Below are 14,609 nucleotides of genomic sequence, written 5' to 3' on the forward strand. Positions count from 1 at the left end.
ATCGGTCGCTTTTCCGTAATGGCGCCGTGACCATTCTGAGAAGACAACTCCAAAGAATGGTCTAGTGTTGACCTCGGTCGGTCAACCACTAGGTCCGTACGGAGTGAATCCTGTGTCCGAAACACTGGAATCGCGAGATACGTTGCTACGCAACGCCCCTGCCACGAGGGTGTCCAATGAACGTGGAATAGCGGACCGTCTTCGCGTCGATCCCGCACACACGATGGTCACCATCGCGGCAGACGCGACGGCAGCGATCGTGGCTGTTGCCGTGGCGAGGTTCTGGCCGGGAACGGGCGGCATCGACTACGGCTGGGTGCCGTGGTTGTTCGTGCCGCTGGTTCTGCTCATCCTGGCGTCCCGCTCGCTCTACCGACGCGGACTCCGCCGGAACTTCCTCGACGAGATCGGTCCCGTCGAGACGTCCGTCGCGCTCGCCACTCTGCTGGTGCTGACGATCTTGCTGGTCATAGGCACGGAGTACCGGCCCGGCCTCTTCATGGTCCGGGTGTGGATCGCCGCGGCGATCCTGGTGGCGGTGGCGCGGTTCCTGCGCACCGCGATCCAGCGGTACCTGCGGGTGAACCACAAGTCGGCGGCTCCGACGCTCATCATCGGCGGCGGTCCGATCGCCCACCAGCTGGCGTCGCGCATGCACCAGTTCCCCGAGTACGGCCTCGACCCCGTGGGCGTGCTCGACAAGGCACCCGCGGTCGATCCGCAGCCCGACACTCCCGAGGCACTGACCGTCCCCTACATGGGCACACCGTCGCAGCTCGCGCAGGCCATCGAGCAGACCGGTGCCGAGGAGCTCGTCATCGGGTTCTCGGACGTTCCGACCGAGAGTCTGGTCAAGGCCATCCGCACCGCCCACTCGAACGGCATGCGAGTGTGGTTGGTACCGCGCCTGTTCGACACCGTCGGCGTGCGGACCCGCGTCGAGCATCTCGGCGGGTTGCCCCTGATGGTGCTGCCGCACACCGACCCCAAGGGATGGCAGTTCGTCGTCAAGGGCGTCATGGACCGCACCCTGGCCGGACTGGGCGTGCTGGTCCTCTCCCCCGTCTTCCTGGTGCTCGCGCTGCTGGTCAAGACGAGCTCCCCCGGACCCATCTTCTTCTCCCAGGAGCGCATCGGCCGTGACGGAAAACCGTTCGGCTGCCTCAAGTTCCGGTCGATGCGTCCGCCGCGTGCCTCGGACGCCGAGTTCACTCGCGTCGAGGGCGCCGCTCCGGGCGGCGTCGAGGGCGTCGATCGCCGGACCCGTATCGGCAAGATCATGCGTCAGACGTCGCTCGACGAGCTGCCCCAGCTCCTCAACGTCGTTCGCGGCGACATGAGCCTCGTGGGTCCCCGACCGGAGCGCCCCGCGTACGTGGATCTGTTCGAGATGCAGATCCGCCGCTACGGTGAGCGCCACCGGGTGAAGGCCGGTGTCACCGGGTGGGCGCAGGTGCACGGACTGCGCGGACAGACGTCCATCGCCGACCGCGCCGAGTGGGACAACTACTACATCGAGAACTGGTCGCTGTCCCTCGACATCAAGATCCTGTTCCTCACCATCGCCGCGGTCCTGAAGAAGGCGGAAGACTGACCGTGTCGGCGGTCCCGTCATGCTGATCGTCCTCGAGGGTCTCGCCGCGGTCGTCGTGCTGGTCGTCGCGTTCCTGGTGGCACGCGCGGTCTTTCACCGACCGCAGCTCGGGGTGCTGCTGCTGGCCGCGTTCGTCCCGCTGAACGGTCTCCTCGCCATCCTTCCGCTGCCCGGCTTCGTCGCCGGCTGGAAGGAGGGCCTGGTGATCTTCACGCTCGGCAGCGCCTGGATCCGGCGCAGTCGAGCGCTGGGCCCGCGTCGTCCGACACTGCTGATGCCCTGGTGGCCGGCCGCAGCCCTGTTCGTGGTGTTCGGGACCGCGTCGGCACTGCTGTCGTTCGGGATCATCGGCTTTGTCGGCATCAAGGTGACGTTCTTCTACCTGCTGCTGGTGGCGATCCTGTGGCTCGCGCCGTTCGACGCCCGCGACCGGGACCACCTCGTCAGCATCCTCATGGGCATGGGCGCGTTCACGTCCCTGGTCGGCATCGCTCAGTTGCTCGCGGGACCGGCGGCGCTCGTGGCGATCGGGTACGAGTACGGCACCCAGGTCCGGACGTCGGGCGGGCTGCTCCGCACGTTCAGCACGTTCAACCTGCCCTTCCCGTTCGGGCTCTACGTGATGCTGTCGCTGCTCGTCGGCGGAGCCGTGGCGCTCGCGAACCCCATGCGCCGGCGCAACCTGCTGTTCCTGTGCGCGAGCCCGTTCATGGTGGTCGCCATGTCGAGTGCCATCGTGCGAGCGGCGCTGCTCGGACTCGCGGTCGGGCTGATCTACATGACCATCATCCGGTTCCGCGCACTCGGCGGGCTGCTCGTGATCATGGCGGCGCTCGTCGGCGCAATTCTGCCGTTCGTCCCCAAGATCACGTCGGTCTTCTTCTCGTCGAGCAGCCTGAACGAACGTGGCGGTCGATGGAACGAGGTCATCGAGAAGGTGCGCACCCACTGGCTCGGCGAGGGGCTCGGGTCGAGTGGTGCGGCAGCGGACCGGATCTCGTCGGCGCAGGGTGAGAACATCACCGGGTCGCTCGGGCTGTCCACCAACTACCAGCCCGACAACTACTACGTGAAGACGGCTCTCGAACTCGGTCCGATCGGACTGTGGGCCGTCCTCGCGCTCCTGGTGACCGCCCTGATCTGGTGCACGCGACTCTCCCGCACCCTCCCCGGTCAGGACGGCGCGCTGACACTCGGTGTCGGCGCCTCCATCGTCGCGGCGATGTTCGCGTCGCTGGTGGCCACCTATTTCGAGATCTTCCCTATCGACGTCTATTTCTGGCTCTTGTTAGGAGTTGTGGGATGCGCAGCAGCACAACACGAATCGTTTTCGGGGCCCTCGCCCTCCGTCCCGGCGGCAGCGGCGTCCAGACGTACATCCGTGAGCTCCTGAGGGAGCTGCCCGGCCGTCTCCCCGGAACGGACCTCGCCGCCGTCGTCCAGAAGGACGCGATCGGCGAGCTGCCGACGGGCGTCGACGCGCTCCCCCGGCCGGTGTCCGGCGGTGCCGTCCGCGCGGTGCTCGGTGCGCTCCCGGTCGGATCGCACGACGTGGTCCACGGGCTCGACGTCGATCTCCCCCTCGTCGGCCGGGGCGCCACCGTCGCCACGGTGCACGACATCTCGGTCATCGACATGCCGTCCGCGTCGAGTCGCTTCCGCGCCGCCGGCGAACAGCGCCTCGTGCGACGGTCGCTGCGCAAGGCCGACCTGCTCATCGCCGTCTCGCAGTTCACCGCCGACCGCATCAAGGCCGTCAGCGGCCGCGACGCCGCGGTCGTCGAACTCGCCCCGGCAGCCTGGGCCGTGCCCCCGGAGGACGGCGCGGTGGAGACGGTGCGCGCGAAGTACGGTCTGCCCGAACGCTTCGTCATGCAGGTGGGCACCGTGGAGCCGCGCAAGAACGTGCAGTTGGTCGCCGACGCCGCGGAGAAGCTGGGCGTGCCCTTCTTCCTGGCGGGCGCGGGGTCCACGGGCCCGGACGCACCCCGCTACGCGAACGGGCTCGGCTACGTCGACGTGGAGGACCTGCCCGCACTGTACGCGGCGGCGACCGTCACCGCGTACGCGTCGCGTTACGAGGGCTTCGGGCTGCCCCCGGTCGAAGCGATGGCGTGCGGCGGCGCCGTGGTCGCGAGCGCGGTGGGCGCCCTGCCCGAGGTGGTCGGCAAGGGCGCCGTGCTGCTCGACAACGAGCGGGTCGACGACTGGGCGGAGGCACTGAGCCCGTTGATGTTCGACGAGACGGCGCGCGCGGACCTGGTGACCGAGGCCCTGCACGCGATGGCCGACCTGACGTGGGCCCGGACCGCCGAGCGCACCGCGGACGCCTATCGGGACGCAGGCCTGCTCTGATGGACGACGACATCACCGTCGAGGGTGCCGTCACCCCCGAACCCGAGACGACTGCACCCGACTATCGCGCGCTCGCCGCCGATCCGAAGGCGGCGGCGCGGGCGACCGCGGCGGTGCTGATCTCCCGCGTGATCGTGGCGGGACTCGGCTGGGTGGGCAGCGTCATCGTGGCCCGCTCGCTGAGCCCCGAGGGGTGGGGTCAGTTCAGCTTCGTCTTCGCGCTGCTCGGACTCATGTCCGTCGTCACCGACCTCGGCGTCGGCCGCGTCGTCCTGGCCCGACTGATGGACGACGACGCCGAGGAGATCGGCCGCACCGCCTCGTCGTTCCTCGCACTGCGCACCGTGCTCGGACTCGTGGGGTACGTGCTCGCCGTCGGCTACGTCGTGGTGCTGCAGTACCCGGGTGAGGTCATCGCGGCGACCGCTCTGGGCGGCCTCGTCGTGGTGTTCGCGACGCCGTCCCACGCACTCTCCGTGCTGTTCCAGGCTCGCCATCGACTGTTGCTGGTCGCGGTCATCGAGAGCCTGGGCCAGGGCCTGCAGTTGGTGCTCACGATCCTCGCCGCCGTCTTCGCGCCGGTGCTGCTGATCTTCGTGCTGCCGGCCGTGCTCAACGAGGCGTTCCGCGCGGTCGGCAAGGGTCTCGCGGTGCGGCGGCGGTCGGTGGGCTTGCGCCCGTCTCGTCACATCGACGTCCACCGGTGGGGTGCCTACCTCCGCGAGGCGATTCCCCTCGCGATCGGCTTCGCGCTGACCATCGCGATGCTGAAGATCGACGTCCTGATGCTGAGCCTTCTCGACACCTTCGACGCGGTCGGCCTGTACTCCATCGGCTACAAGTTCTCCGACATGATGGACACCATCGCGCTGGCCGCCGTGGCGCCGGTGAGCACCCTCCTCGTGGCGGCCTGGCCGAGCGAGACGGCCACGTTCCGCGCCCGATCCCGTTCCGCGGGACTGTACTTCGCGACCTTCGGCGCCGTCGCCGTCGCCGGCTTCTGGCCCTCTGCCGAGCCGCTCATCCGCCTGCTCTACGGCGAGCGCTTCGCTCCCGGTTCCGACGCGGCACGGCTCCTCGTCCTCGGTGCCGCGATCATGTCGCTCATCCTGCTCGGCATCTTCCTGCTCGCCTCCGCGGGCATGCAGCGGCACTACCCGCTCGTCGCGCTGTTCGGCCTCGCTCTCAACATCGGCCTCAACGTCGCGCTCATTCCGAGGTTGTCCTACAACGGATCCGCCATCGCCACCGTCGTCACGTTCGGTGTCACGGTGATCATGCTGTGGGTCGTGATCGAGCGCAGCATGCCCATGTCGGGGCTGCTCGCCGTGTCGCCGATCCTCGTGCTCGCCGCCGTCACGGCCGCGGTGACGGTCGGGGCGACACTGCTCGTCGACGCGGCACCGTCCCTGTGGTTCCTGATCTCGGTCGTCGCGGCGCTCCTGGTCGCCGCGTGCGGGTTCCTCCTGACCAAGCGTGACTCGCGCAGCAACTCTCCTGCCCCGGAAGTCGCCTCGTGACTCCGGACCGCACCACCGTGTTCGTCGCGCACACCGCGAACATCTCGGGTGCCGAGAAGATGCTGCTGTCGCTGGTGTCCGAGGCACTGCGGGGGCCGGGCGGCGTCACCGTCGTCTGTCCCGTCGGGGCACTGTCCGAGGCGCTGCCCGACGCCGCGGTGCACGTCGCGATCCCCGAGCTGGGCCTGGGCGGAGAGCAGGGAGTCGCCCGCATCGGCGCCGCGGCGAGGATGGCGGCGCGGTGGGTGTCCGCCGCACGGACGCTGCGTGCGGTGACGCGACGGCCGGCGACCCACACCGTCGTCAACTCGCTGTTCGCCCTGCCCGCAGCGCGACTCGCCCGGCCACCGCACGGTGTCGCCTGGCTGGTGCACGATGCGATCGCGGCGGGACGCCAGCGCGCCGTGGCGTCGGCGAGTCGAGGCGCCGTCCGCCGCGCGGTCGCGTGCACGTCCGCCGCGGCGGCACCGGTACGCGACCTCGGCATCGAGGTGGAGATCGTGCCCTACGGCGTGCCGTGGCCCGTGGAGGATTTCGCCGCCCCCACGCACTCGCCGCCCGTCGTGGGCATGCTCGCGCTCCTCACTCCGTGGAAGGGGCACCTCGTTCTGCTCGACGCGGTCGCGAGGCTCGACGACGTGGTGGTCGAACTGGCGGGCGGCAGCTTCTCCGGCGATCAGGCGTACGTCGACGAACTGCACACGCGGGCAGCACGTCCCGATCTCGCGGGACGTGTCCGCTTCCTCGGGCACGTCGATCCCGACAGCGCGCTGCGCCGGTGGGACGTCGTGGTGTCGGCCAGCGTTCTCCCCGAGGCGGGGCCCCTGTCCGTCCTCGAGGCCATGTCCCACGGGGTGCCGGTGGTGGCCACCGATCACGGCGGTCCCACCGAGTTCCTCGCTCGCGGGGAGGGCGTGCTGGTCCCGCCGGGTGACGCGGCGGCACTGGCCGACGCTCTGCGAAGGGTGCTCGGCGACGACGCGGCGCGCGCGGACATGGGAGCACGCGCGCGGGACACCGTCGCGACGCGTCACGACATCTCGGTCACCCTCCCCCGACTGTTGACGGAATTGACCGCATGAATGCCACGACAGAAAGAGCCATCATCCATTCCTCACGCGCCCAGAATGGGTACCGCGTCGGTTTCACGACGGCCCTCGGACCGATCTCCCGAACGGTGACACACGGCAATTCGCCTACGCAGGAATGGTCTCCGTCCCTGCGTAGTATCGAATGGGACATGCCGTCGACCTGGCATGACCGCACGCGCACCAGCAACTCGAGGAGATTCGGTTGGCGCCCGTAGACGACCCCGTGCACCGCGGAGACGTACCTCCGCCGATAGATCTCGCCGGGCACATGCGGGAACTGGGACGCGCGTTCCTTCCCGCTCTGATCATCGCGCTGATCGTCGGCGCCGGCGTCTTCGCCCTCCGCGAGTACGGCACCGAGAAGCAGTACGCGGCATCCGTCGTGACGGAGATCCGGGCGACCGGCGAGGTGATCCCGGGCGACGCGTTCATCGAGCAGCTGCGCGCCCCGTTCATCGGGCTGGCCGCGGACAACGACGTGCTCGATCAGGTGCTGTCGCAGGTCGACACGGGCTGGGACGCCGGCGAGCTCGCCTCCCACCTCGAGCTCGCCCCGGGAACGTCGCCGGCGCTGCTCACCTTCACCGTCACCGCGGACTCCCCCGAGCTCGCCCTCGAGGTCGCCCGCACCACGGTGACCACGGTGTCGCAGGCGTCGTCGGCCAACGCCGCCCGCAACGCACAGGGGCAGCTCGAGCAGGTTCAAGCCTCGATCGCGGCCGAGGAAGCCCGCAACTCCCAGCTCATCCCGGGCGACCCTGCCCGCTCCGCATCGGACCAGTCGCTCGCCGACCTCCGCGACCAGCTGACACAGCTCCAGAGCACGGGCGGCGGGAACCAGCTGGTGGTGCTCGCCGTGCCCGAGCAGAGCACCGCCCCCGTCTCACCGATGCCCGCCTCGGAGGCCTCCGTCGCGGGCCTGGTGGCGTTCATCGTCGCCGCCGAGCTGATCGTGTTGCTGCGCAGTCGACTCGGGCGTCGTCCGCGGCCCGCGTGGGCCCGCCGCGTCGCTCGCAAGTACCAGGCCGACTTCGATCCGAAGGTGACCACGGGCCTGCCGCCCATCGTCGCCGCGACGGTGGCCGCGTCGGACCGGGGCGCGCCGTCGTCGAACGGCAACGGCAGCAACGGCAACGGCACCCGATCGGCCGGCGCTCGGCACGCCGCCCACGGCCGCATCGAGCAGAACGTGCTGGTACTCGTCGGTGACGACGCCGTGTATCCGGCTCCCACCTCCCTCTCCACGGGCGGGCAGCCCCGCCACCCGGACGCACTCGTCGGGGCCGACCTCACGAGCGAGTGGTGGACCTTCGTCGACGTGCACGACGTCGAGACCGCGGTGGTACTACTGTCGTCCGGTGGACGCGACCGCCGAGCTGCCGAGGGAGTGCTGAAGCAGCTGCGGACGTTCGGCATCCACACTCACCTCGTCGTGCAACCGTCCGGCCGCAAGCGCCGGTCCGATCCCGCTCCGGGTGGACGCACGGCCTCCCAGCGCCCCGAGGAACAGGTCGGACACAATGCCAGACACTGACAAGATCGCGATCGTCCACGAGCGCTTCACCGAGATCGCCGGATCCGAGCACGTCGTCGAACAGCTCGCTCTGCAGTGGCCGGGTGCGCGCGTGTACGCACCCATCGCCCGTCCCGAGGGAACTCCCGCCGGGCTGACCACGCCGCCGGACACCACGTGGCTCAACTCGATCTACAACGGCATCGGTCAGCGGTCCTACGCCCCGGTCCTGCCGCTGATGCCGACGGTGTTCCGTCGTCTGCCGTTGCGCGACGCCGAGGCCGTCGTCGTGAGCCACCACGCCTTCGCGACGCAGGCCGTGCACGCGACCGACGCTCCCGTCATCGCCTACGTGCACAGCCCGGCGCGTTGGGCGTGGGATCCGGAACTGCGGGCGGGTGAGGGCGGCGGCCGCGCAGGTGCCGCGATCCTCACGGCACTGTCGGCCGTCGCACGGCGCTGCGAGACAGGAGCCGCGCCGCGTCTGACCACCGTCGTCGCCAACTCGACCGCCGTAGCGGACCGCATCTCGCGCTGGTGGGGACGAGACGACGCCGTGGTGGTGCACCCACCCGTCGACACCGAGGGTTTCACTCCCGATCCGACGGTGGAGCGTGAGGACTTCTTCCTGCTCGCCGGTCGCCTGGTGCCGTACAAGCGTCCCGACATCGCGATCCGTGCAGCAGCCCTGGCGGACGTACCGCTCATCGTCGCCGGCGACGGCCGCGCGATGGAGCAGTGCCGCGCCCTCGCCGGACCGAAGACGGTGTTCCTCGGCCGCGTCTCGCACGAGAAGCTGCTCGAGCTCCACCGCTCCACGCGTGCACTGCTGATGCCCGGCATCGAGGACTTCGGCATCGTTCCCGTCGAGTCGATGGCCACCGGTACCCCGGTCATCGCGCTCGGTGAGGGTGGTGCCGTCGACTCGGTCATCCACGGCACCACCGGATTGCACGTGCAGCCCGGTACCGACGACGAGATCGTCACCGGTTTCGCCGACGCCATGACGTCGTTCGACCCGGCCCAGTTCGATCGAGCGCAGATCCGCGTCTGGGCGGAAGGCTTCTCGCGAGCCAACTTCCGCTCACGAATGCAGGAGGTGATCGATGCCGCAGTCTGAGTACCCGTCGACCGAACTCGACCGCACCTTCGCGTCCGCGCAGACCCTCGCCGTCGTCGGGCCGACGGCGGGTCTCGACGTCGACGCCGCGCGCGCGATGCTCGCCGCGGCGGAGAACGCGTCCCCCACCTCCCGCATCCGGCTCGATCCCCGCTCGGACAGTCGGAACTGGGCGTACCGCACCGACGTCGGCGCCGGCACTGCCGTCACCAGCAGGCCGGATCTGGCCACCGACGACCTCGGTGAGCTGATGGACCGGGTGCGCACCCGCGACGGTGTACGCGCCCCCGTGGAGATCGTGCTGTGCGGTGACTACGCCGTGGTCCACTACTCCCACGGCGTGGGCGACGGTCAGCTCGGTGTACTGCTGGTCGGCGCCGCCGCGTGCGACCCCGGCTTCGCGATCGCACGCAGCATGGCGCCGTCGCTGCCGAGAAGCGCCACGTGGAGTGCTCTGCGGCGGCACTACCGATCCAACCCTCGTGCCCTGCAGGACTTCCGGCGCCTACGCGCCGTCCACAAACGGCGTGACGCGACGGCCGACGGGGCGCCGACGCGCCGTATCGAGCACTGGGAATCGTCGAAGACCACGCGCGCGGCCTACATGCGTCCCGAGCAGGTGGCGGAACTGCGATCGTGGTCGAAGGCGAACGCGCCGGGCGCCACCGGCGCGTCGGTGTCGGTCGCTCTGCTCGTCGCCGCTCTGCGCTCCGAGGGTGTCCCCCTCGACGAGCACGTCATGATCCTCTTCAACTGCCGCCGGTACCTCGACGAGAAGCACCGCGCGGAACACGGCAACTTCGCGATCGGTATCCCGGTCCGCCTGCCCGTGCTGCCGACGCCGGGTGACGTCGCCGGTGTCATGAAGCAGGTCATCGACTCCGGCTGGCCCATCGCCGTGCTCGGAATGGCCGATGCCCGAGCAACTCTCAAGGGTCACCGGACGGCCCCGGCACCGGCGCCGAGCGAGGACGTCGTCACGGTGCCCGACCGACCGCGACTCGCGGTGAGCGACCTGGGCACCCTCTCGATCTACGACCACCTTCCCTGGCTCGACGACGGTCGGCCCCGTCAGATGACGGCTTCTCTCGAACCCGACGGCCCGGACGGCATCTCGATCCTCGTCTCGCAGGTCCAGGGCGGACGTTCGTACTCGGCGTCGTTCTGCAGCGGCATGATCGAGACCGAGACGGTCGACCGTGCCCTCGCCCGCGCGTGTGCCGATCCTGTCGGTTTGCTGAGCCGGAACACGGCCGACCTGCGCTCCGACGGGGAGTGACGTGCGGTGGCCGCGATCATCGGGACGACGACCGCGCGCCGCCAGGTCGCGCTGATCTGGCTGTCGGTGCTGGCCGTCCTCTGCGCGAGTTGCGCTGGGCTGCCGGGAGAGTCGGCCCCGGAGACGGCCGTCGACTCTCTCACCGACGTCGCCGCGGGCTCACTGCTGGGCACCCCTCGTGACTTCGCGGGCTATCCCGCGCTCGCCACCCTGACAGCGGTGTCGAAGACGGTGCTCTACCGTTCGACCTCCGGCATCGACGGCTCCGCCACCGAGGTGAGCGGGCTGGTCCTCGTTCCTCGCGGCGACCCACCGGCAGGTGGGTGGCCGGTCGTCTCCGTCGGCCACGCGACCACCGGTACCGACAGTCGGTGCGCACCGTCCACCCACATCGGGCTGCTGGGGGCGCTCACCACCGTGATCCCCTTCCTCGCCAACGGTTACGTGGTCGCCATGACCGACTACGAGGGCCTGGGCACCCCGGGTCCGCACCCGTACCTCGATGCCGCCACGGCCGGCAACAACGTGATCGACGCGGTGCGCGCAGCGCGCGAGGTGGAACCGACGGCGTCCGACTCCTGGATCGGCTACGGCGTCTCCCAGGGCGGGCAGGCGGTGTGGGCCGCCAACGAACGGGCCGCCGACTACGGCGACGGACTCCGCCTCGTCGGCACCATCAGCATGTCCCCCGCGACCGACCTGAGCCCGCTCGTCGACGCGATGGTGGCCGGAACACTCACCGCCGAACAGGTCGCGCTGGTGCCGTCGGTCCTGACAGGGCTGTCCGTCGCGCACCCCGACCTCCAGGTGACCGACTACCTCCGCGGTGTGCTGTACGAACGTCGGGACGTCTTCGCCGCCTGCGAGGGCGAGAACGACGGGCTCGAGAGCGCGATCGCCGAGTCCGTCACACCGTCGGACTACGCACCGGTGGACGAGGCCGCCGCAGATCGTCTGCGCGCGTGGCTCACCGAGGCCGGAGTGCCGGGCGCCGCGGCGACCGCGCCCATGTTCGTCGGCTACGGCGAACTGGATCGACTCGCACTCCCGGAGTGGACGGTGGCCGCGGTGCAGCGAGCGTGCGCACTCGGCGACACCATCGAGCTCCGCGAGGCACCGGGGCAGGGCCACGGCATCCTGAACCTCGGAAGTGCGCCGGCGGAATGGCTGGACGGCCGGTTCGCCGGGACACCGGCGCCGAGTACCTGCAACTAGGTCACTCCCCGCGCCACTCGCGCTCGAACGGCAGCCGCCACGCATCGGGCGCGACCAGACTGTGGATCGCGTTGGGACCCCACGATCCCGGCGCGTAGGACCGGACGGGCGGCGGGTCCTCGAGCAGCGGTGCCGAGACCTCCCACAGCCGCTCGATGCCCTCGGACGTGGTGAACAGCGTGTGATCCCCGTGCATCGCATCGAGGATCAGCCGCTCGTACGCCTCCAGAACGTCTGCGGCACTCTCCGTCTCGTGCAGCGCGAACTGCATGCTGAGCTTGTCCAGGCGCATGCCCGGGCCCGGCCGCTTACCGTAGAAGGAGAGCGACACCTTCGACGAGTCGGTGAGGTCGAAGGTCAGGTGGTCCGGCCCCTGGGCGCCGACGCCGGAGCCCGCCGGGAACATCGACTTGGGCGGCTCCCGGAACGCGATCGAGATGATGCGCTGCCCCTCGGCCAGCTTCTTGCCGGTCCGGAGATAGAACGGCACACCCGCCCACCGCCAGTTGTCGATGTGGCACTTCAGGGCGACGAAGGTGTCGGTGTCCGAGTCGGGGGCGATGTCCTTCTCGCTGCGGTAGCCGGAGTACTGGCCGCGCACGACGTTCCGCGGATCGAGGGGAAGCATGGAGCGGAAGACCTTGTTCTTCTCCTCCTTGATCGCCTCGGGTTCCAGCGCGGTGGGCGGTTCCATGGCCGTGAAGGCCAGTACCTGGAACAGGTGGGTCACCACCATGTCCTTGAAGGCACCCGTCGACTCGTAGAAGCCGGCGCGGCCGTCCAGTCCCAGAGTCTCGGGCACGTCGATCTGCACGTGTTGGATGAACGTGCGGTTCCAGATCGGCTCGAAGAGACCGTTGGCGAAGCGGAACGCGAGGATGTTCTGCGCCGGCTCCTTGCCGAGGAAGTGGTCGATGCGAAAGATCTGCTCCTCGGCGAAGGTCTCGTGCACAGCCGCGTTGAGCGCGACGGCGCTGGCGAGATCGGTGCCGAACGGCTTCTCCATGATGATGCGGGCCCGCTCGACGAGCGTCGCCTCGGAGAGCATGTCGATGACGGCGAGCGCCGCGGACGGCGGTACCGACAGATAGTGCAGCCGCTGCACGCCGTCCCCGAGTTCCTTCTCCGCCGCTGCCACCGCGTCCGACAACGCCTGCGGGCCGGCGGTCTGGGGCACGTAGGTCAGGCGAGTCGCGAAGCGGTCCCACTCGTCCTCCGTCGGTGTGCGCGTGGAGAACTGCTCGATCGCCTCCTTCGCCATCGCCCGGAACTCGTCCGACGTCATCTCCTGCAACGACGTACCGACGACGCGCATCCGTGGCGCCAGTTCGGACAGGACGAGGTGCATCATCCCCGAGAGCAGTTTGCGTTTGGCCAGGTCTCCGGTGGCACCGAAGAGGACGACCACCTGGGGCGGCAACGCGTCCGGGACGGAGGATCGGCGGCGAGTCGTGGTCATGCCCGCGATGCTTCCATCGAACCCGCACTCCCGCTCGGCGGGGGTGAGCGCCGCGCACGCGCTACCGTGGTGGTCAGCGCCGTGTCGTCGCGCTGCCCGATTCCGCACCTTACGGAGCACCTGCATGTCGTCCCGTCCTGCCCTTCTCCGCACCGTTCTCCTGGCGTGCCTCGCGTTCGTGATGCTGCTGGCCTCGGCCTGCACCATCGGATCGAGTGACGGCGGCTCGGGAGGTGATTCCGGCGGCGCGCCGGAGACGACGCAGGCCGCACCCGCGCCGACCCTCACCCTCGACCCGCCGGACGGCGCGGCCGACGTCAACCCGCTCGCGCCGGTGAGCGTGACGGCGTCGAACGGCACCATCACCGCGGTGCGGATGACGAACGCGGACGGTGTCGTCGTCGACGGGGTCGTGACACCCGACGGATCCACCTGGAAGCCGGCCACCACGCTCGGCTACGGGAAGCAGTACTCACTGGAGATCGACACCGAGGCGACCGACGGCGCCGCGCACGAGCAGACGAGCACGTTCACGACCGTGGAGCCGGACAACTACACGCTGCCGTCCTTCGTGACGTCGGGCGGCAACCTGCTCACGGACGGGGGCACCTTCGGCGTCGGCATCGTCGCGGTGGTGCACTTCGACGAGCCCATCGGTGACCGCGCCGCCGCCGAGCGCACGCTGTCCGTCCAGACCACGCCCGCCGTGACCGGATCCTGGTACTGGGCCGACGACCAGAACGTCCACTGGCGGCCGGAGAACTACTACACGCCCGGAACCGCGGTGACCATCTCCGCGAAGGTGTACGGCGTCGAGGTCGGTGAGGGCCTCTTCGGACAGGAGGACGTCACCACGTCGTTCACCATCGGCGACTCGCACGTCTCCGTCGCCGACGACGACACCAAGCAGGTAGAGGTGTACGAGAACGGCACGCTCGTGCGCACCATGCCCACGTCGATGGGCATGGGAGGCAGCGAGACCGTCGGTGGCCAGACGTTGACGTTCTGGACTCAGCCCGGCGTCTACACCGTGCTGGACAAGGCGAACCCGGTGATCATGGACTCCTCGACGTACGGGCTGCCGGTGAACTCGCGCCTCGGGTACAAGGAGTCGATCAACTACGCGACGCGCATCAGCAACGACGGCATCTACCTGCACGAACTCGAGGACACCGTGTGGGCGCAGGGCAACACAAACGTCTCGCACGGCTGCCTCAACCTGAGCCGGGCCAACGCGTCCTGGTTCTACGACTTCTCGGTGCCCGGCGACGTCGTCGAGGTGCGCGACACCGGCGGTGCACCGCTGCAGCAGTGGCAGAACGGTGACTGGAGCGTCCCGTGGTCCGAGTGGCTCGCCGGGAGTGCGCTGGCCTGATCCGCTCGCAGTCGTCACCACCCCGCGCGCACCTTTACACTGTACGGAGACGCGCGAGGAAGGTTCATCAGGAATGCCGGGGACGACG

General features: G+C 69.6%; 11 protein-coding genes. 10 read left to right on the forward strand and 1 reads right to left on the reverse strand.

Annotated features, from left to right (window positions below):
* The first annotated feature begins 223 nt into the window (after positions 1 to 223).
* The 9 genes from QE397_RS13840 to QE397_RS13880 all read left to right on the forward strand — a co-directional run bounded on the left by QE397_RS13840 (position 224) and on the right by QE397_RS13880 (position 11,687).
* Positions 224 to 1,594, forward strand: coding sequence for a sugar transferase (locus QE397_RS13840; RefSeq protein ID WP_081821047.1), 1,371 nt, complete (start codon positions 224 to 226; stop codon positions 1,592 to 1,594).
* 19 nt (positions 1,595 to 1,613) lie between these two features.
* Positions 1,614 to 2,987, forward strand: a complete 1,374-nt coding sequence (locus QE397_RS13845; RefSeq protein WP_285188042.1) for an O-antigen ligase — start codon at positions 1,614 to 1,616, stop codon at positions 2,985 to 2,987.
* Positions 2,897 to 3,949 (forward strand): glycosyltransferase family 1 protein, encoded by a 1,053-nt coding sequence (locus QE397_RS13850; RefSeq protein ID WP_056447022.1) that lies wholly within the window; start codon positions 2,897 to 2,899, stop codon positions 3,947 to 3,949. The genes QE397_RS13845 and QE397_RS13850 overlap by 91 nt, the downstream gene beginning before the upstream one ends.
* Positions 3,949 to 5,469 (forward strand): flippase, encoded by a 1,521-nt coding sequence (locus QE397_RS13855; protein ID WP_307095361.1) that lies wholly within the window; start codon positions 3,949 to 3,951, stop codon positions 5,467 to 5,469. The genes QE397_RS13850 and QE397_RS13855 overlap by 1 nt, the downstream gene beginning before the upstream one ends.
* Positions 5,466 to 6,551, forward strand: coding sequence for a glycosyltransferase family 4 protein (locus QE397_RS13860; RefSeq protein WP_307095363.1), 1,086 nt, complete (start codon positions 5,466 to 5,468; stop codon positions 6,549 to 6,551). Before QE397_RS13855 ends, QE397_RS13860 begins: the two co-directional genes overlap by 4 nt.
* 277 nt (positions 6,552 to 6,828) lie before the next feature.
* A complete protein-coding gene (locus QE397_RS13865) occupies positions 6,829 to 8,094 on the forward strand; it encodes a hypothetical protein (RefSeq protein ID WP_307095365.1) in 1,266 nt (421 codons plus the stop codon).
* A complete protein-coding gene (locus QE397_RS13870) occupies positions 8,081 to 9,193 on the forward strand; it encodes a glycosyltransferase (protein WP_307095367.1) in 1,113 nt (370 codons plus the stop codon). Before QE397_RS13865 ends, QE397_RS13870 begins: the two co-directional genes overlap by 14 nt.
* Positions 9,180 to 10,472 carry a hypothetical protein gene (locus QE397_RS13875; protein ID WP_307095369.1) on the forward strand — a complete coding sequence of 431 codons (1,293 nt, stop codon included), beginning with the start codon at positions 9,180 to 9,182 and terminating at the stop codon, positions 10,470 to 10,472. The genes QE397_RS13870 and QE397_RS13875 overlap by 14 nt, the downstream gene beginning before the upstream one ends.
* Positions 10,473 to 10,478: 6 nt before the next feature.
* Complete coding sequence (locus QE397_RS13880; RefSeq protein WP_307095371.1) at positions 10,479 to 11,687, forward strand: lipase family protein; 1,209 nt, start codon at positions 10,479 to 10,481, stop codon at positions 11,685 to 11,687.
* 1 nt (position 11,688) lies between these two features.
* Here the strand turns inward: QE397_RS13880 and zwf are convergent, their stop codons facing one another.
* The gene (zwf, locus tag QE397_RS13885; RefSeq protein ID WP_056447015.1) at positions 11,689 to 13,146 is read right to left on the reverse strand and encodes a glucose-6-phosphate dehydrogenase; all 1,458 of its coding nucleotides are present in this window, start codon (positions 13,144 to 13,146) and stop codon (positions 11,689 to 11,691) included.
* 124 nt (positions 13,147 to 13,270) lie between these two features.
* Here zwf and QE397_RS13890 point away from each other — a divergent pair, with 124 nt between their 5' ends.
* Complete coding sequence (locus tag QE397_RS13890; protein WP_027504131.1) at positions 13,271 to 14,521, forward strand: Ig-like domain-containing protein; 1,251 nt, start codon at positions 13,271 to 13,273, stop codon at positions 14,519 to 14,521.
* Positions 14,522 to 14,609 lie beyond the last annotated feature (88 nt).

Source organism: Rhodococcus sp. SORGH_AS_0301 (genome assembly GCF_030818285.1).
Lineage (GTDB): Bacteria > Actinomycetota > Actinomycetes > Mycobacteriales > Mycobacteriaceae > Rhodococcoides.